Below are 20137 nucleotides of genomic sequence, written 5' to 3'. Positions count from 1 at the left end.
CTAATTAACAATGGTATATCCGTTTCCAGGCAATAATAAAACTGATCGGTTAGTACAACTGGAATCATCGCCAGGTGGGACCATTTCTACGCGTTGCACAGAAGCTGACTTCACGGTAGACTTTTGCGATGTTGCTACGTTATCAATAGCTATATTTCCACATTGATAGGTAATATAATTGCATAGGAGAAACTCACTTACTCCAGCGCTGGCATTACTGGAATAATTATATTCCCGATGCTGGGAACCTGTACCACTTGAAATATCTTCATTTAACTGATAATTAACGGTAAGTGTGGTGCCCGTACTTGCTGGAATTGTACAAGCGGCATTGGCGAAAAAACGTACTGTAAACGCTCCTTCAGCATAAGAAGAGTAGTAGGTATAATTTGGTTCTAAGCGCGCATAAAGAGTGGGCAGGCAGTTATTAACCAGATTACCTTTAATCCATTTAATTTGATTATAAGTCTGGCTGGTAGGATTACTGTCTTTTTGTTCTATTTCCTCATAACCGGTATAAGTTCCATTCAGTTGCTCGCATCTTGTATTACCGGTATTGAGCCAGGATGCACGGGTCATTTTACCAAAGTTATAGGCGTACTCTTTTATCAATGGAGTATTTGGTTTCCCGAGTACTTCTTTATAAGTTTTAGCTAATTTTCCTGCGTTATCATATTCGAATTTTAAGAATAAGTTATTATTGTCTAATATGTGGCTTAGCTCACCAAATTGATTGTAAACATAAGCAGTAGTTACTGCATCAACAGGGTGAAATCTAAAATCATCAACATAAACGTTAGAGGTGCCAAGATTTTTAACGCCAACATTGAGTGTTCCATTATTCACTGCGCTAGCCGGAATGGTCATTTCTAAAAGATACCATCCGGCAGCCTGTTTTTGAAATGTTGGATTATTATATGTTTCAGTACCATTATCAACCTGATAAAATAACCGTGCGCCAGAAATATCTCCTGCCTCGGGCTTTACCCAGGCAGAAACGGAATAACTTCTTCTGTTCGGATCAAGTTCAGCCGATGAGACAGCGTAAGTAAATCCTTTTCCGCTGCCCGGAAGAGAAAGGCTTTGTATTCCTGTGTGTGCAGTGGTAGATACGACTGTACCATTACCTGTTTTTACATTTCCTCCAAAAACCGTCTCCCCGTTTTTAATAAATCCATCCTCAGCCCCCGAATAAGCGATTTCTGCATATCTTGCCATACCGCCACTTAAAATAACCTTTGAGCTGTTATGCCCCATTTTAGTAGCAGCATATTTTTTATTTATGTCGGTAGCTTCTAATGCATGAGAATAAACATCATAAAGCTTAATTTCCGAGGTCTGTTTCCAGCTAGGATTATTAGCGCCACCGGCAAAATAATCCTGAAAGGACCCTATTGCGGTAATATTATTCGTTGAGCTTCCTTCTGGAATCCAGCTGTAATTTGCCTTTTTCCTCCATATATCGGCCTGGCCTATAGTCGTATTGTCACCAAATGGGTCGATTACCGGAACATCGATGCCCCATGTCTGTACTGTTCCAGATAAGAGCCCTACAGGCTGGTTATTAAAATCTACCTTATAAATTTTATTTACCGCTTGCTGTGTAAGCATGTTTTTTCTTTTACCATTTGCTGCTTCATTAACCCTCAAACCCATCTCCGGGTATATCCGATAAGCCGGAACAGTTTCATTTACAAACCGATTACCATAGCCATCAGTCGTTAACACTTTAGACACCAAACCATTATAAAAATCATAGGATAGATTTTCCTGTTGTACCTTTGTTCCATTTTTGTAGTCAATCTGTGTAGTTCCAGTCTGGATAGCAGGATAAAAATCACGACCTGACATTATGGTTTTATACATCGCAGTGCCATTTTCCATAATGGTCCTCGCATCACCGTAACGCTCTTGTATCACTCCTTGATAATTATAACCCGCTAGCAAATTATCATAGCTGGACACCTGTTGGTCGAAAGACTTATTCGATATTGGATCATGTAAATAGTGATTGATCACCTCGGTAAGCTTATTTCCGTGGTCATCATAAGTAACCATCCTCTTTAAATTGCCAATTCTGCTCGTATAGTCCTTTATAGACATATTAATTAAACGGGTATTTGAACTTTCGGCATAATTATATTCCTTTTTGCCAATCATTCCAGAGGTAAATACTTCATATTGATACATTGTTTTACCATCCTCAGTTGCTACAGTCCCATCTGGCGCAATATCTTCATCCTGGACATCGACATACTCGTACATGACCCCTGGAGATGGCAATTCGCGAGAAATACTTAAAAGATAATTCATATCCTTATACAGTTCTCTCCTGTAGTTCCGGATGTAGGTTTCTAATGTGTTCCCATTGGAATAACCAACGTATCCGGTTACATTTGTTGGAGTTATGGCCTGTACTACTTCATCAATATCGAAAATCGTTGGCTCGTAAGCCGTCGTTCCAGACGATATATTATTTGATCCCGTTACCGATGGGAAATTGTAGCCATATTTAGTTTTTCTCGTATATCCATCAAGACCATTTATAGAAATATCTCTCACCCTGATTCCCCCTCCATAAAAACGATCTATATTTCTAGTGGTCAGATTTCCAGTTGCAATATAAGTCTGCAGGTAACCTCCTAGTGAGGTGATTGCATTTTTCAATTCATCTGCCACTTTTATTGTAACCTGGTTACCGATAATCGATTGAACAATCGGAGCGGGATAATTTGCCGTATTGATTACTTCGTGGTCATATTCAATTCCCCCAAAAGGTGGAACCTTGATTTTTGTCTTCATTAAAAGGAAATTCGCTTTTTTCTCGACACTGAGAATCTCGTTCAGATCTGTGTCGTTATTGAGGAGCGTAAAACGGAACAGGTTCGGGGAACCAGCGTTTTCAAAATTCCTGATGACGTAAGATTTATTCCTGTTCAACACGACGTTGCTGTATTCATCACCATCGTATCTGATAGCTATATCTGCACCAAGGGCTGTTTTGATTTTCCTCAGGCACCAGGCATCAGTCGACTTATTAGATACCGCTGTTGTTGTCCTGTTAAGGTTCTCATTACCTATATTACCAGTATAATCAGATTTGAACATACCCCATATGTCGACTGCATCTTTATTGTAGGGAGGGTTTTTTGTTTTCACCGCATTAACAAAAGTTGATGTATTTGCCGGTGGTGAAGAATTGATATACTGTACCCTCAGGACATTGCCGCTTTTGTTGAGCACTACACAAAAGTATGTTTGGCTTCCCATCGGGAACTTGAGAATATCTCCACTCTCAAAGGTATTTGCCTGGTTTACCAATATCTGTCTCTGGCTTCCCGAATCATTAAGCTGGACAAAATCATGATTTTCAGCTATTGTAGGATCTAAATCATATTCAAATTCGGTTGGCGGAGCTATTTTCGAATCATTTTTTCCAAGATTTTCTACTGAAAGCAATGTAAGTTTTCCTATTTTTTTCTGTGACATGTTATTGTTCGCCCAGTTAAAAAAATAACTATTGTATGTTCCATCACATAACGAATTGTCATAATTAAATTTTATCGATCGGATTGATGCGGCCTTAACTTCATTGTATTTCCGATTTATATCTTCGTCATCAATTACATTGTTATAATTCGCAAGTATTGAATAAAAATCTGCTGTTGAACGTTTCGGTTCTCTGACTATCCATTGGGTAATAACATGGTCAGCATTAGGATTACCACCACTAGGAGGAGTAGTAGTCAATCTCTTGTAATCCTCAATTTTCATCAGATAGATTTTATCGAGTTTCATTGGAGATACGGTGTAATCATTAGCAACAGGACTACCTCCATAATCCTTGATGCTTTTCCCATCCGCTCTTTCGCTCTTCTGAAAAATAGCAATATGTGATCGTGTTCTAATCGTATTTAAATAATATACCTCTTTTTGACCACTGGAACGACTTTGAAATGCGCCATCGATATCCCTATGAAATCCTTCAGAAGGATTTCTCCAGCTGTAACAGTTAGACCATTGTCCATAAGAAAAATACACAAAATATCCCCAATTATCCCTAGCTGGCATATTTTCTTCACTTCTGTCAACAAAGTCCGGACCAGTAATAGCGGTTAATAGCCAGGCTGTAGCATAAGGCATGCGTCGATTAATTTTATTGTATTTCAATCCCCCACTTCGATTTAAATTTTCTGTATATACTTCTTCATCTTCAGAATAAACAGGACGAGAGTAGTGATATTTGACTCCACTGGCATTGGTAATCATAAAACCAGCAATTTGTTTATCATTTGACCAAGGTCCTGATTCATATCTTGTTCCAACAAAGCCCTTTGATTTTGCATAACCAGAATTGCACTGTTCAAACGTAAAATACTGAACATCTTTAGAGCCTGCTAATTTATTCTCAGTTTGATCATATCCAAAAGTACCATCATTGTTTCCATATGAGGGGTTATCGAAATTTAACGCATCCATGCCTGAATTACTATGCCCCTGACGATAACTATTTGAAAAATCATTAATAAACCTAAAGGAATAGGAATTCGCGTTTTCCTTATTAGAAGGAAGTATCCTGGCATAAACATTATTGCTATTATCCGAATTGTTTATCACGTTTTGTTTATATAATCTAGCCTGATAAGCATAAGGCCTGATATTACCGCTTATCCCTTGCCCACTAACGCTATAATTGTCAAAGTCAGGATAAGTTCCGCCTATTAATCTGTCCGGATCAGGGCTATCTACAATATTAGCGCGATTGGGATTGAGTAAACGGTAAGTATCATACGCGTTATTATTTAGATCTGCAGGCGAAAGAGGAGCATACAGTGAACCATTTGTTAGCACACTTGCTTTTTCGTCAGACCAATATCGCGTGTATCTAGAACTTATCCCTACACTTACGATAGGCAAAGGAATTGTAAAGGACCATCCGGAAGATTCTGTTTGTATCTTTCCTGCATTTGCATTATTCACAGAGGCTTGTATACCGCCAACGGATAACGCACCAGCGCCCCCACTGGAGCTAATTGACGCGCCTAAAAGTGATGCACTATAATTACTGCCATTCGAATAACTTACGCCCGCGCTTGCACCTGCATTTAAAGATTCAAAATTTGTATTTACACCAATACCCACTCCAAGCTTAAGCCCCTCTTCGCCAGCTTTTCCCCCAGAAAGCCCTACATTCAAACCCGCATAGGTTTCTCCATATGGAGAAACTCCGACAGAAACGCCGATACTAAACGGAGATTTCCCAACTGCAATACCAACCCCCATAGAAGTCCCAACCCCAAAACCTTTATAGGTGTCCTGTGAAAACTCTAAGCCAAAATTTACTGAAGCCGGCCCCAAACCGATCCCTACATCAACGCCAACTGTTTTAGTGGAACCTCCGCTCCAGTAAGACCTGACCGACTGGTTCGCGCCGCTAAAATCGTCAGGGTATCCATTGACACTCCTGTTTATAGCCCCGGGATTTAAGGTCCATCCAAGGCCTACCCAAGAAGCTTCTTCATTTGGCTGAATCCCTGCATGATAAGAAAGTGAAAGCGGATACCCTCCTTCTGGGCCTGGAACTTCCATCAAGGGCATATTATAAGTAAAATCCCCTGTTAACGGATTAACCATATCGGTAGTATCGATAGGTTCGAAGCTAGTTGCTTCTGGCGAAGTTGGCCCTGCAGTTAAGGCAAAAGATATAGTTGGCATAAAAATCTGCGTTAAAATAATCAGCAGCGTTAATACAGCGAGTGGTTTTTTCAAGCGTTTTATCATGGTTGTTAAAGTTGTAAAAGATGTTGCAATTTTTGTATTTGGTCTCTGTTAAATAGAAACGACAGGTTTCCGGTCCCCAGACCGAACTCACTAATGTAAATTTTAAAGGTTTCTGCTTTTTCAAACTCGCTTTCTTGAAAGATTACAAGCAGCTCATTAGCTTTGGATAACCCGTAAGTTTGTTGAAATAGACAATTTAAAGGTTCTAGCGTTTTACCATTGCCAAGTTTCACTTTCACAAAATCAGTCATCCTAAAAGCCAAAACCTGAACCATCTCACTATATTCACTTGATTTCAATTGTCTTAAAATTTCCTTATTGTCCTTTGATAAACTGATCAGAAAATAATACTTAGTTTTAAGAGCAGATTTAGTTTTTTGATCAACAGCCAATTTCAGCAGATCATTGTTATAGGCCTGTGTCTGCCAAGGCAGAAAAGTGACTTTACAGTCCACTTCGTTACTTTGGCTAAATTTTACTAAGCCATTTTTTTTATCATTTATATATGAAAGAATTTCAGGTTTAGTTTTTAAGGTTCTGTTGCACCCACAGAAAATGAGCATACATAAACCGAATAACAGCAGCCTACTATATTTAGCAATTAAACCTTTATCTTGCTGCAACATAGTCCTTATTTAATCCTTCTATCACATCTTTCGTAATATCCAAGCCTTCACGGGCATACGCTATAGTACCCGATTGATTCGCAATAAGTATCAATTTATATTTGTGACTTTTTCCATACTTAACGAGATAGGTATTAACTTGGGCTACTACTGCCTGGCTAAGTTTGCTATCTTCATGCTGCGCATTTTGCCTAATGGCATTTTGATAATCTGATAACTGCTTTTGTTTAGATCCGAGCAGCTGTTTAGAGAGCTCTTGTTCTTTAACAGGCATAGTTGCCAGATCTTTTTCGTATTTTTTTATCGCATCTTGGATTTCTGTAGTCAGTGAGTCAATGTTGAGCTGCCATGTTTTTGTTTTTTTAGAAAAAGCTGTTTTCGCCTCTTCTGCACCCTTAAACTCTGAAAGGATTTTACTGGAGTCGACGTATGCAATTTCATCCTTTTTAAAAAAAAGCACATAGCCGCATAACACAAGTACCGAAACAAGAACCACTAGATTAAATACTTGCTGAAAGGATTTGGACCAATTAGGGAATTTTGACATTTTTAAATTATTTTATCTTTTATTGCAATGGTGCAGTTTTCAAGCATTAAGAAATATTTCTTAGCCAGGTAAAAATAATTTCTTATTCGAATCTCAAGTAAATCATTTGACGAACGATGTTTTCTTTAACATGAACGTGTGTTTTGAAGTGACGAAATTTCTTGGGACAGATAAGAATTCCGTTATTTTACAAAATGCCGCAATTCAAAAGCCGTCCCTTCCCACATCAAGACTTGTGGTAAATCATTTAGAATAATCAGACCGCTAAAAAGTATTGCTCATCTGGAACATCGGCAGATACATGGCAATGAGGATAACCCCTACGGCCAATCCAAGGAAAATAATAATCAAAGGTTCCAGTAATCCACTAATGGCATTTGTCTTATATTCCACCTCTTCGGTATACTGTTGAGAAAGCTGCTCAAAGAAATATTCCAGGCGGTTTACCTCTTCTGCAATCCGGATCATCTGAATAAATTTGGCTGGATAAAATGTATGTTTACCAAGCGCTTCAGAAAGACTGCTCCCTACCAAAATCTCCTTTTCAGCCGTCATGAGCGACTGCTCTATGGGATAAAAGGCAATCATCTGGCGTACCATCTCCAGTGCCTGCAAAAGCGGTGTAGAAGTTCCGGTAAGTAAGCGCATGGTATTGGCAAAACGGGCCAGATATATCTTCGCTGCAATATCCCCCACAATCGGGATTTTTAATAAGGCAAGCGTACTGAATTTTCTGAACCATAACTTTTTCCGGTTGAAAAAGTAAAAACAGAGCAACCCTGCTAAAATAATCACTAACAGAAAAATATACTCATCAAACCATTGAGAAAAACGAAGTATAAGTGCAGTAATATAAGGCAACTTGCCCCCGAAACGTTTAAATACATCGGCAAACATTGGAACCACAAATTTGATCATAAAGAATATGGCCGCAAATGAAGTACTTAAAACCAGCAGGGGATAGGTAATTGCACCGATAATCTTCCTGCGTTGGGAGATCCTGGATTTATAATACTTGGCCAGTTCTCCCAACACCTCCCCCAGCCGACCCGTTTCCTCTCCGATACGGATACTAAAATATTCATACCGGCTGAACTTATGCTGAGATTCGAGTGTCTGCGAGAGTGACTGCCCTTTGATTACACTTTGCTGGATAGCAGAAAAAAGCACTTTATCTTTATCAGCACGATATGAGCTCGAAGTAAGTTCCAATGCAGTCCTGATATCGATGCCCGAGCGTATCAAAGTTCCAAGTTCATTGTAAAAACTTTCTTTTTTCTTATCAGGAAGCTGCCCGTCACCAAAGGAAATATCCTTGTTCATAAAATCAAAGGGATTACTGCCTTTGATTTTTTTAACCGTTTTCTTTTTAGTCTGATAAGCAGAAATGTTTATCGAAGCCATTTTATCTAAATAAATCGTAAGCACTGTATTTTTTATGGAACCCAAGTGGCACGCTCACTGTGCTGTCCAGTTGAATAACGAAACGTATTTCGTCCAAGGTATCTGCTTGTACTGCCTCCCGGCCCTCAAAAAAAGACACAAAATGTGACGGTGCTACCTTAAAAGTATCAACATGCAACATGTTGATTTCGCGCGTAATACATCCATCCGTGAATTTGTAATCTATTTTGGAACTGTCTGATACGATCTCAATGCCCTCTTCTCCATGAAGAACATATTTTCCGTTTAAAAAATCCTTTTCCAGCACATGCCTCAGGGACAGCACCACATCAGCTGATTCACTTCGACGGCCAAAAGTTTTATAGTAATTTCCAATCAATCCATACGCAGTATAAGATATCGTAATCGAGATGGCAGAGAGCAACAAGGCCAATGTTACCTCCATAAGCGTGTAGGCATTAACTTTAAAACCCCTCATTGTCTTCTATCGGGTAAAAGCAACGTATATTGCCCAGTAATTTTCCACGCTGTCTGGCTTTAATTTCCAAAATCGCTATCCCTGAAACAGCTGAACTTTTGCTGGTGAATTCATAATCTACACTGTCAATCATCACATGATCACGCTCAAATCTTTTGTTTTGTACGACCTCATTTTTCAACAGTTCCATTTGATTCATTGCCTGTATTTTTTGATAGGAAACCCCACCGCGGAGCACATTGGAAAAAAGCCCCATCGCAATAGAAAAAACCACCATGATGATCACCATCGCGATTAACACTTCGATCAGTGTTGATCCCGCTAATTTCTTTCCTTTCAATTTTCCCATCTGAGTATTTTTCTGTTGCCCAAAACCCCGGTAAATATGGCTGAGGTGAGGTAAACACGGTTTCTTGCCTTTCTATTTAAGGTCACATCTACCAGAAAATTTTCATACAGTGTTGTTGGCGTCTGCATGATAAAACGGTTGCAGGAAACCTTTCCTTCTACCTTTATTCTTTTTTCGAGTTTGATCAATCCTGTCGCATAGATCTCGCCCTTGACTACTGTTTTTTCACCTAAACCAACCAAGGTCTGTAGTGCCGATCTTTTGGGTTCATAGCTGAGTATGATGCCTTCAAAAACAACGTTAGTACCCAAAGTAATCTTCGCCTGATCAACCGTTTTCTCCTTGCTGATCAGGGCCAGTACTGATGGGTAACTGAGCATTACATCATTCCCTACTATGATCGAATCACGCGCAAAAAGCTGACAGTTTCCTTTAAAACCATCGGCAATGACAATGCTTTTTGCATAGATTACGGTGTTATCGAGTTTTGCACCGGCAGAAATCCGTACCGTAGTGTCCGAATAGAGCATGATCTGACCAGATAGGTTATTGCTTATCTTTGTCAAACGCGACACATCGAATTCTTTTGCCGCAGCGAAAAAAGAAACATGCTCATCGCCTGCTGTTAATGCCGAAAGTGCTGACGGATCAAAATCCAGTTTCTCCTCTATTTCAGTGATCCATTTCTTTTCCAGACCTCCGAGCGTTCTTTTGCTATCCTGTATCTTTCCATAAACCAGTTGATCGCCAGAGTATGGCCTGCTTTCCACGTAAGATTTTCTCATACCTGCTTTGGGCACCTCCACATCACCCGTAATCCGCGTATCGCCACTAACCGACAAAGGCCGGTCTTCATCACTCAGGTATACCGCTAAAGCATCATTGGTGGTTTCGAGCCCTGTCAAAAAACCGCGCTTTAGCGTATCACTCAGCACGAAACTTTTTACTGTAACAAGCGTGAAGATCCCCCATTTTTTTTTTGCGATGAGCACACTGTCTGTTTGATCACCGAAAAGATCCAGGCCTTCTACACTATCGCTTGCATTTTCATTTTCGGCAAGTACATAGGCAATGCCCGAGTCCATATTCCTGCTTAGCCTCGCCATCCGCATTTCTTTCAGGTAGCTTCCACGATAATGTGCGGCCAACATGATTAATGAGGCACAGATCATCGCAATGATGAAAGCAACTACAATGGAGAAATATAAAGCGCCGGCTTTTAGCATCATTTTTTATTGATCTGTTCCTTTAATGCTTTAATTTCTTTCTGCTGGCTGATCATGTAGAGCGTGAGTTCTTCTATCTTTTCAAGCAGTTTTTTATTCATTTTCCCTAGTTCAACGCCATTCTCTTCGGCTTCTTTTGTTGATGGAAGGCCAGGCAGGTGTTTATTAACCGAGATGTATCTTTCTAGTTCATCCGGAGTGAGTGGACGGTAATCTGTAGCAAAAACATAATCAGGCCAACCCGTTGTTTCTACCTTTACCTCCCTAGCTTTAATCTTTCCATTTACCGAAAGTTTTTCGGTCGGATTGGTTATGCCTATGCCTACATTTCCATCAGACAGAACTGTAAGTCTTGCATCTGCCAATGTTACGCTTCCCGGGCTATCCGTATTTTCCATCGCAATATGGAACTTTCCACGTGCCGACCCTGAAACGCTTTCGTAAATAATGGCACCTTTTTGGTACTGTACCGTTTGGGTATAATCACCAAACCTGATCATCCCATAATTACCTGCAAAGTGAAAATTTGAGCGTAAAGAGATCAGTGGCGTAGTTGTGGTATTTTCTGATGTAAAAATGTCAAGATTTCCTATAGGGTTGAGGGTACCAATACCTACATTTCCAATTTCAGGAAAAGTATTCTGGGCCATACAGATAGCGCTTAGACAAAGAATGCAAGCAGAAAGAAATAATTGCAATTTCATATTTATAAATTTTACTTGTTTAATTTTTTCTCGATATCATCCATTCTCTTGAGCATGCCTTCAATAGCTTTATCCTTCCCGATCAGGTGCAGCGTAAGTTCTTCGATCTTTTGAAGCAAAAGTTTGTTCATTTCTCCTAGTTCGATTCCGTTTTGTTTAACTTCTTGTGCAGTGGGTATCCCCGGAAGGTGTTTATTTGCTTTGATATACCGGTCTAAATCTGCCAGAGAGGAAATCTTATAATCTTTTTGAAAAACATAATCAGGCCAGCCTGTTGCCTCCACTTTAATTTCTTTTGCCCTGATATTGCCATTTACGGCCAAACGCTCTGCACCGAAAGCTTCTGTACCGATACCCACTTTACCATCTGCGGCCACAACCATGTGAATGTAATATTTACCATCTTGCCAGTTATGAGATCCCACAACAAAACGATCATCACCGTTACTATAATTATCACCAATATTTACCCTTAGATCGCTAATGTCCACACCTCTGTTAAATCGGTAAATAGACAGCTCATCTCCATTAGAACTTGCTCCATTGAAATATGCCCTGTTTCCAGCTCCAACAACCGCTGTCCCTTCGGCACCAATAGATAAATCACCATTGATGGTCTGACTTTGCGCCTTCACCACAATTACAGCGATCATTAAAGCGAGGGTTAAATAGATTTTTTTCATAAAAATAATTTAGCTAATTGTTACCTTTTTTTAAGTTGATCGAGTTGTTTTTGCTGTGCTATACTTTCTTTTTTAAGCTCAATAACATAAAGTGTTAACTCTTCTATTTTTTTGAGTAACAGTTTGTTCATCTCTCCGAGCGCTACTCCATTTGTCTGTGCTTCTTTTGCAGATGGTATTTCGGGCAGATGTTTATTGGCTTTGATGTAACTTTCCAATCCTTCCAACGTTCCAGCATTGTAACCTTCTTCAAAAACATAATCGGGCCAGTTGGTGGCTTCCACTTTGATTTCGCGGGCCCGGATGTTGCCGTTCACTGAAAGTTTCTCATTAGGTGTAGCCGTACCGATACCTACATTTCCATTCCAGGCCAATCTCATTTTTTCTGTTTGACCAGAATAAAAAGATAAAGCAGTTTTATTGCTGTGCAAATCCTCTGCTACACTCGCAATACCTGCCCATTTATCTTCTCCTAAGTATCCTGAATAAAACTTTATCCCGTTAATATCGCCAGGACTGAAAGCATTGGCCCGTAAACTTAATGGCCAACCACTACCCGAGGTTTGTACTTCAAGCTTCGAAGTCGGAGTAAGGGTGCCCAAACCTAAGTTCCCTCCCGATAACACCATAAAAGTTTGGCCCATATCTCCCCACAATTGTTCTCCGGTAGCCGGATTTCGCTCCCACCACGTTCTGGTATTTACCTGTGGTTGTAAAAAAGAAACATCAACTGCAATGCCATCGTGTAATGATGCAGTAAGCCAATTATCTCCATTACTGTTGCGTAAAAGCCATATTTTGTGCATCATATTGTTCCCGGTTGCACCATTTGATGAGGATATCTCCAGCGCATCTCCTTTAGTTGTTCCCAACTGGGCATAGGTATTTATAGATGCCAATAAGATTAAAAAAAAGCCCAAATATATTTTTTTCATTATTTCTGATTTTGTTTCTCTAATAATTCTATTATTTTTGAAGGTGTTCAAGTGTTAGCACAAAACTCTTTTGATTTTCTATGAACTGAGTATTTTCGTTCTAACGCTGTGATACCTTTATCCTTTTCGATCAGGTGCAATGTGAATCGACATAGGCCGGCTCTCCTAATCCCGTCAAAACATTAGCGTCTTGAGCGAAAGCGGCAAATACGGTAGAAATGGCAAAAAGGATAAGCGTATTTTTTTCCTTATTTTTTATTTAAGACCCTTTTAAGTTTTTCTAATTCCATTTGTTGTTTACCCTGGTTACGTTCATAGTCTGCTATACGTTTATTCTGCTCAATCAGGTAAAGTGTAAGTTCTTCCACCTTTTGTAATAATTTGGTCTGCATTTCGCTTACTCCTACTCCATTTGCCTGCATGGTTTCCGCATTCGGAATTTCCGGTAGGTGTTTGTTGGTTTTTACAAATTTCTCCAATTCAGTCAGGCCGGTAAGTTTGTAGCCGGGTTCAAAAACAAAATCTGCCCCAGTAGTATTTACCACAATTTCGTTTGCACGGGCTTTACCGTTTACATCAAGCATGTATGCCAGATTAGCCTGACTCGTTTTTCCAATTAAGACATTCCCATTCCCCATGACATAGAATTTATTCTCAACTGCAAAATCTAATTGTCCTGCTACGTTTCTGCCTCCGGTAATAAATAAGCCATAATTTGTACCGGTCAAATTACCATATCCGAAATACATTTTATGCCCACCGGTCGCGGTATTACCCAAATTAACCAACCAGCTTTGCGTTGGAGCTCCTTCTACTTGAAGCGGAGAGCTTGGATTAACAACTCCAATACCCAAATTACCAGAAGTTACACGCAACCCTCCGCCCTTAATATCAACATAACTATTTTGGTACTGACTCCCTGGTTCCAATATTATCCCCGTATCCCAGCTAAGTTTTAACTGTTGATATGCCGGAGCTGCCCATGAGCCGGGCGTCCGGTAAATACCGTAATTTAAAGGCCCACCACTAAACCAGGTTAACCCGCTCGGGTTATCAGAATCGTTCACTTCATTAAAACTAATTTTGGCTGCTGGATTTGTAGTACCAATGCCGACGTTACCCGTGGCAGGAAAAACATTATTATTCTGTGCGGAAACTGCGCCATGACATATACAGAATAGTGAAAGTGCAAGTAGTTTCTTCATTTTTTATTTATTTGCGATTTTCTTCATGTTTGCCAGTTCTCTTATCACGCTATCAATCTGCCCCTGTTGCCTTTTGTTCATTTCCTTTTCTATTGAAAGCTGTTTGTCCTTTTTTATCAGATGCAAGGTGAGTTCCTCAATCTTTTTTTGTTGCATTTTTACCATTTCGCCCAGTTCCAAGCCGTTGGCTTCAATATCTTTTGCTGTAGGCATATCAGGTAAGTGTTTATTGGCTTTGATATAACTTTCCAACCCTTCCAATGTTCCAACATCATAACCTTCCTCAAAAACATAATCTGGCCAGTTGGCAGTTTCTACTTTGATTTCATGTGCCCTGATTTTTCCGTTAACGGAAAGTTTTTCGCGGGGCGTGGTAGTGCCTATACCAACATCGCCTTTTCCAGAAATTGTTAATTCTTCTGAATAAAAACTAGAGAAACCTGATGGTATAAGTTGAACATAATCCAGGTAAACATCTGTTATTCCTGGTTGGAAATTCATTCCCCTCATTTCCAAGTTGGTGATTCCGTGTGGAATGGTTACAGGAATGGTAATCAGCTGCCACTCATTATTGGTTTTAAACATATTCGGCGCAATCCATAAACCACCGTGCATTACCAAACCATACTGACTAACGATATCGAGTAAAAAAAGACCAGAAGAAGCGCTATTGGATGCTACTTTTATTCTTGCCTGCAATAGATAATTACCAGCAGAAACAGTGATATAAGGCCCTGCCCAAATAGTACCGCCATCTGCTGTAGCCGGCCTGAACATACATGTACCCCCATTGGCTTTAGTATCATTAACCATCACGGTTCCTTGAATAACGTTCAAACCATTGCTTTCATCCTGAAAAATGGTTGATATCGAGCCCTGTGAAAAACAGTTACTAAAAATCGCCACAAGGATTAAGCTTATAAATAATTGTTTCATATTGTATTTATTTTTTATTCTTACTTTCCAAAGCATCCATTCTTTTAAGAAGTAGATCGATCTGTTTATCTTTCTCGATTAAATGCAAGGTGAGCTCCTCTATTTTTTTTTGCTGCATTTTCACCATTTCGCCCAGTTCCAGGCCGCTGGCCTCAATCTCTTGCGCAGTAGGCATATCAGGTAAGTGTTTATTGGCTTTGATATAACTTTCCAACCCTTTCAACGTTTCAAGATTATAACCTTCTTCAAAAACATAATCAGGCCAGAATGCGGATTCTACCTTAATTTCGCGTGCCCTGATTTTTCCTTCTACACTAAACTTCTCGCTTAGACTTGCTGTTCCAATCCCAACATTTCCATTGGTACCTGAAATAACCAGCGAATTATTGGTCACAAGAGTGCCATCACCATTATAAACCTGGATATGAAGATTTTGATCGCCACCACCATTATTGATCTGAAAGGCCTTTCCTGCCGGATCGAAAATTTCCCCAGTTGCCGATTCCCGATTAAACGCCAATGTGCCGAAATAGGGATTTGAACCAGGATGAATGCTTATTCCCGTACCATTACCAGATCTTAAGGTTAATGTAGATCCCGGTGTTGTAGTTCCAATGCCTACATTTCCACGAAAAAAACTTGATCCCCCCACCGCGGCGGCAAGTGATATGTTGGGATCTTCACTACTCCAAACTGAAAAACGAAAATCATTGCCAAGGCTAGCTATGCGGGAAGCACTGCTATTGGACCACCACATCATACTACTATTATGCCTAACCCCACCTGCAGCATCACTACCGATTACAACGTCCGCACCATAAGGATTCGCTGGATCGATAACATTGTTACCAGTAGTTACAACCTGAGTTTGAGCCAAGGCTATACCGCTACAGAGTAAACAGATGGAAAATAATTTGAATTTCATTGTTACAGTTTTTAATATTGAATCATCCCTGAAGGTTTTTATTCTACAAGTGATTGGTTTTAGCTTATCAGGTTAATTGTTTCGAATCAAAGCCTAACGTTTCTTGTGTTTTACTTTGAGTTTGCGATTATCAAGTTCCAATGCGCTTAGCTTTTTATCCAGACTGATCAAATGCAAGGTGAGCTCCTCTATCTTTTTCTGCTGCATTTTCACCATTTCGCCCAGTTCCAGGCCGCTGGCCTCAATCTCTTTCGCAGTAGGCATATCAGGTAAGTGTTTATTGGCTTTGATATAACTTTCCAACCCTTTCAACGTTCCAACTTTATAACCTTCTTCAAAAACATAATCGGGCCAGTAGGCAGTTTCTACTTTGATTTCATGTGCTCTAATATTGCCATTGACTGAAAGTTTTTCTTTAGGGAGATCAGTACCTATACCTACATTACCATTAATTACATTAAGGTTACCGACGTAGGTATGAGCATTGTCTCTTATCTTATCATAGACGGTTACTATGCCACCATTGTCATTTAAATTGTCATCACTAACAGAGCCGAGTTCTAACGAACCTGCTAAAAAATTGCTTACTTTAAAAATACCCAAATCAGCACCTACTGTAGCCTTAACCCATATCTGGCTTTCTCCTCCAAGATTTAACAATGCAAACTGTGGTTGCAACCATACACTATAACCCATACTATGGTGTTCCTGAATAGAAAAATTCTGTGAATTGATAAACTGAAACTTACCGGAAACCAACGAAGGCGTATGTGCAGTAGTATGTTTGTAGGTATACTCAAACTCACTGTGCAAGCCACCGACCTTAGCCACCAGATACCATTTCCCGTCGGCAGGTAGGCTGAACTGCTGCGCAGATAAGCTCATTATAGCACTAAAAAGAGTAATAATTAAAATGTACAAGTGTTTCATTTGATTTTTTCCTTAAGTTCCGATATTTCCTTTTTCTGTATGACTAACATTTCTGCTTGTTCGTTCATTTTACGCTCGTGTTCGATGAGGTGCAACGTGAGTTCTTCTATTTTTTTGAGCAAAAGCTTGTTCATCACTCCCAGTTCTATTCCATTCGTTTCAACTTCTTTGGCAGAAGGCATTTCAGGCAGGTGTTTATTTGTTTTAATGTAGCTTTCCAATCCTTTTAACGTACCGATATCATAGCCATCCTCAAAAACATAATCAGGCCAGTTCTGTGCTTCTACCTTAATCTCTATTGCCCGGATGTTGCCGTTTACAGATAACTTTTCACGGGGCGTAAGGGTACCCATCCCAATGTTGCCGATACCATCAATTACAATATCATCGCCATAGAACCATTGCATACCACTTCCATACTTATTGAACATTCTACGGGTCCCCAAGATCATTTTTCCTGTGGCATTGCTATTATTGCCATTACCAGCTACAGTGATAATCCTTCCCTGCCCCCAAGGATTACTTCCATCTGTATTACCTGGAATCACAAACTCAATCTGTGCCCCTTTATCCTCAAACCTTCCCCCGGTATTTGCCCGGATAAGCAGGTTCCCTGCAAAATCACTTTCATTTCCTTGGCTGAGTACATTGCCATCGCCAGTTGTAGTCAGATGATTTAATACTACTTTCCCCTCACTTTCCGTGACAATCTTCAGCCAGGGTTGGCTGGGATTGTTATTGGTTTTTCTAAAATAGAGGTGCTGATCGTAGAAGCCCCCTGCAAACTGCATCGCATAGTTATTTCCCGGATTACTATGGCGGACATCGAGCAAATGCCACCAACCATTGGCACCAGCAGGGTAATTAACAGGACTAACAGTTTCAAAAAAGCCTGATACTGCTCCTGCATCCCCCTGAAGACCGGCATTATCCCTGGTTTGGGCCTGAACTATAGTCGTTAGCAGAAAAATATAAAATAATAGGAGTACAAATAATTTGATGGTATTTTTCATTATTTCAATTTCTTTAAAATGTTTTGAAGGATTTTATCTTGCTGAACCAGCTTTGCCTCGAGCTTCGTTACTTGTTCGCCTTGAGCGCTAAGCTGTTTGTCTTTCTCGATCAGATGTAGGGTTAGCTCCTCTACTTTTTGCAAAAGTTTAATATTAAGCTCCCCTAAGTTTACGCCATTTGCTATCATTTCCTTAGCCGTTGGGATTTCGGGCAAATGTTTATTGGTTTTTACAAATTTTTCCAGTTCGGTTAAACCAGAAAGCTTATAGGTGGGTTCAAATACAAAATCCGCACCTGCAGTTGTAGAAACCTTAATCTCCCGGGCGCCAATGTTTCCAGCTACGGTAAGTTTATCTTGTGGGTTGGCAGCGCCTATTCCAACGTTACCAGTCCCCATCAGGGTCAGAACAGTTTTAGGACCGTTTTTATATGCTCCTAGCATGATATATGGACCCGCGGGGTCGCTTACATAATTGAGGTGAAATTCGTCATCTGATCCATTAACGCTTTCAGAATATGCACCTTTAAATAAAATGGTACCGATATCACCACTCAAACTTGGTGCAAGTCTAAGTACTGACCTGCGGCCTTCGATCTGCTGTACCGTTCCACCGAACCAAGAAGTTGGATTCAATGTTCCGATACCAACATTTCCTGAAGTTGGAAAAGTATTTTGGGCAAACAGCATTTTGCCAACAAATAAAAAGAGGATAATAAAGATGTTTTTTAATTTCATAACTTATTTTACTTTGGATTTGTTAAAAACTTAGAACCTCGTCCCAAACTAAATAAAAGAACTAACCCTGCCGTAGTTTTTTGACAAACGATCAAAATGAAGTGACAAACGTGGGTTTCAAAGTGATAATGTAAAAACCGATTTTACCAATTGATTATACTATCGGAGTTCTGCATAAAAATGATGGCAATTCAGCACCGGACTGGAAACAGATGACAGATCATTTTTCGCTATTGAATTGGGCATTGAAGATTTAATACGAAAACAGATTGCAGATTTTATTTGATTTTGCTTTGGAAAATTCCAAGTTCTTTCTTAATCCAATAATGTAACGCCTGAGTTCTTTACATCTTCGGATCCCCAACACTACGTGGGCATGCCCTTCAGATACCATTCCGTCCGAACCATCACCCGTACCCCGGTGCAGGCCAGGGTACAGCACTACATCGTACGCACTGTTATACCGTTCAATCGCGCCAAGCAATTGGAGCAGCACTTCCGAGGCAAACATCCCAAAAGCAGGAAAGCTGCCCTATGTCATGATACTATTGCCCAGGAACAAACAAAGTATAATAACCATAAATGCTAAGTCATACCTTATTTTTGATTTCTGTCTTTGGCTTTTTTGGAAAAAAATGCCCTAACCCAGCGAGCGATTTTTCCCGGCTTATCGGCCACAATCTTTCCATGCCTGTATCTGACTACCTGCACCGCATCTGTTCCGGAATATTTTTTCAGATTCCCGTTCAATAAGCCATTTACATATCTTCCCTCTTCAGACAGTGCTCCGGCTTTATCATATTTTTGAAACGGGCCGTTAAGCGTTCCTTTACGGTAACGCAAGCTGCTGATCAGTATACCATTTTCCTGCCAGGCCCTCCACAAACCAATTTTTAATCCGCTATCAAATTCCCCCAGTTCTTTGAGATTTTTGCTAGTGTAATGATCAGTGTAAGTACCATGTAGCAGTTTCCCGGCAAAACCTCCCTGGGTTATATTAATCTGGTTGCCACTGTACCAACTATATTTTTTGTCTGCATCAAAACCGGACATCGATCTCTCCGAAATCAGTACATGGAAAGAAACTTTGTGGTCTGGAAAATTAATGGTATGGCTATATTCGCCTAGATTATAATATTGATGCTGTGCAGAACAAAGATTGTTATTAAGCAAAAACAGAATGGCAATAACGGATAAAAATTTCATATTACTTAATGGATAAATACCTGATTGTGTGCTGATATTCGATTTTAACCGAATCTCCTGTACGTTTAATGAATCTGACCCCATTTGCAGTGCCCCCTTCTTCAAGCATGGTTTCATTTCCATTGACACTGATAATAGCCACGTTTTTTTTTGTTTTTGGATTAAAAGCCAGCCCCTTGTAACTTACTGCAGACCAGTTCACCTGAGGTTTAGCTAATGGCTGTATTATAGGTGATATTACCGGGTTGCCCGTCACTGGCACTTTTGGTTCGTTCTCAGGGGTAAAAACACCAGAAAACGGATCATCATAGTCCAGATCAATAGCTACTGGATCATGCTGATGGTCGATCATATTGAAATAAACTGCATTGATACGGTGATTTACAGGTAAAACCTGATCTTCGTCTTCCGTTCCCATAAAGATTCTGTAAAATATAATTCCCCATACAGCC

At 39.9% G+C, this 20137-nt stretch carries 18 protein-coding genes; all 18 read right to left on the bottom strand.

All coding sequences use genetic code 11. The annotated features are described in order from the left end of the window. Positions 1–5769 (bottom strand): hypothetical protein, encoded by a 5769-nt coding sequence (locus AC07VK_RS23745; RefSeq protein ID WP_493053061.1) that lies wholly within the window; start codon positions 5767–5769, stop codon positions 1–3. A 17-nt stretch (positions 5770–5786) separates the two neighbouring features. After that, positions 5787–6407 carry a hypothetical protein gene (locus tag AC07VK_RS23740; protein WP_492963583.1) on the bottom strand — a complete coding sequence of 207 codons (621 nt, stop codon included), beginning with the start codon at positions 6405–6407 and terminating at the stop codon, positions 5787–5789. Then, positions 6391–6954, bottom strand: a complete 564-nt coding sequence (locus AC07VK_RS23735; protein WP_492963581.1) for an OmpH/Skp family outer membrane protein — start codon at positions 6952–6954, stop codon at positions 6391–6393. The genes AC07VK_RS23740 and AC07VK_RS23735 overlap by 17 nt, the downstream gene beginning before the upstream one ends. Before the next feature lie 264 nt (positions 6955–7218). Then, a complete protein-coding gene (locus tag AC07VK_RS23730; RefSeq protein WP_492963579.1) occupies positions 7219–8358 on the bottom strand; it encodes a type II secretion system F family protein in 1140 nt (379 codons plus the stop codon). A gap of 1 nt (position 8359) precedes the next feature. Further along, on the bottom strand, positions 8360–8836 hold the full coding sequence (locus AC07VK_RS23725; RefSeq protein WP_492963577.1) for a hypothetical protein: 477 nt from the start codon (positions 8834–8836) through the stop codon (positions 8360–8362). After that, positions 8823–9185, bottom strand: coding sequence for a type IV pilus modification PilV family protein (locus tag AC07VK_RS23720; RefSeq protein WP_492963575.1), 363 nt, complete (start codon positions 9183–9185; stop codon positions 8823–8825). The genes AC07VK_RS23725 and AC07VK_RS23720 overlap by 14 nt, the downstream gene beginning before the upstream one ends. Further along, entirely contained in the window at positions 9173–10414 is a 1242-nt protein-coding gene (locus tag AC07VK_RS23715) for a hypothetical protein (RefSeq protein ID WP_492963573.1), read from the bottom strand. Before AC07VK_RS23715 ends, AC07VK_RS23720 begins: the two co-directional genes overlap by 13 nt. Further along, positions 10411–11115 carry a hypothetical protein gene (locus AC07VK_RS23710; protein WP_492963571.1) on the bottom strand — a complete coding sequence of 235 codons (705 nt, stop codon included), beginning with the start codon at positions 11113–11115 and terminating at the stop codon, positions 10411–10413. The genes AC07VK_RS23715 and AC07VK_RS23710 overlap by 4 nt, the downstream gene beginning before the upstream one ends. A gap of 11 nt (positions 11116–11126) precedes the next feature. After that, a complete protein-coding gene (locus tag AC07VK_RS23705) occupies positions 11127–11798 on the bottom strand; it encodes a hypothetical protein (protein WP_492963570.1) in 672 nt (223 codons plus the stop codon). A 20-nt stretch (positions 11799–11818) separates the two neighbouring features. Continuing rightward, the gene (locus tag AC07VK_RS23700) at positions 11819–12733 is read right to left on the bottom strand and encodes a hypothetical protein (protein WP_492963568.1); all 915 of its coding nucleotides are present in this window, start codon (positions 12731–12733) and stop codon (positions 11819–11821) included. Between the two features lie 248 nt (positions 12734–12981). Further along, positions 12982–13938, bottom strand: coding sequence for a hypothetical protein (locus AC07VK_RS23695; protein ID WP_492963566.1), 957 nt, complete (start codon positions 13936–13938; stop codon positions 12982–12984). 3 nt (positions 13939–13941) lie between these two features. Continuing rightward, entirely contained in the window at positions 13942–14874 is a 933-nt protein-coding gene (locus tag AC07VK_RS23690) for a hypothetical protein (protein ID WP_492963564.1), read from the bottom strand. Positions 14875–14881: 7 nt separating this feature from the next. Continuing rightward, the gene (locus AC07VK_RS23685; RefSeq protein ID WP_492963563.1) at positions 14882–15799 is read right to left on the bottom strand and encodes a hypothetical protein; all 918 of its coding nucleotides are present in this window, start codon (positions 15797–15799) and stop codon (positions 14882–14884) included. Positions 15800–15892: 93 nt separating this feature from the next. Beyond that, entirely contained in the window at positions 15893–16729 is an 837-nt protein-coding gene (locus tag AC07VK_RS23680) for a hypothetical protein (protein WP_492963561.1), read from the bottom strand. Beyond that, positions 16726–17742: a hypothetical protein gene (locus tag AC07VK_RS23675; protein WP_492963559.1), complete on the bottom strand. Its 1017-nt coding sequence runs from the start codon at positions 17740–17742 to the stop codon at positions 16726–16728. Before AC07VK_RS23675 ends, AC07VK_RS23680 begins: the two co-directional genes overlap by 4 nt. Beyond that, positions 17742–18479, bottom strand: a complete 738-nt coding sequence (locus tag AC07VK_RS23670) for a hypothetical protein (RefSeq protein WP_492963557.1) — start codon at positions 18477–18479, stop codon at positions 17742–17744. Before AC07VK_RS23670 ends, AC07VK_RS23675 begins: the two co-directional genes overlap by 1 nt. 597 nt (positions 18480–19076) lie before the next feature. Then, positions 19077–19685, bottom strand: coding sequence for a toxin-antitoxin system YwqK family antitoxin (locus AC07VK_RS23665; RefSeq protein ID WP_492963555.1), 609 nt, complete (start codon positions 19683–19685; stop codon positions 19077–19079). A 1-nt stretch (position 19686) separates the two neighbouring features. Then, positions 19687–20103, bottom strand: a complete 417-nt coding sequence (locus AC07VK_RS23660) for a hypothetical protein (RefSeq protein ID WP_492963553.1) — start codon at positions 20101–20103, stop codon at positions 19687–19689. Positions 20104–20137 lie beyond the last annotated feature (34 nt).

It is taken from the genome of Pedobacter sp. GW821-FHT01D05 (assembly GCF_059422505.1).
Note: the sequence above shows the minus strand (reverse complement) of the source record. Positions and strands in the feature narration are given on the sequence as shown.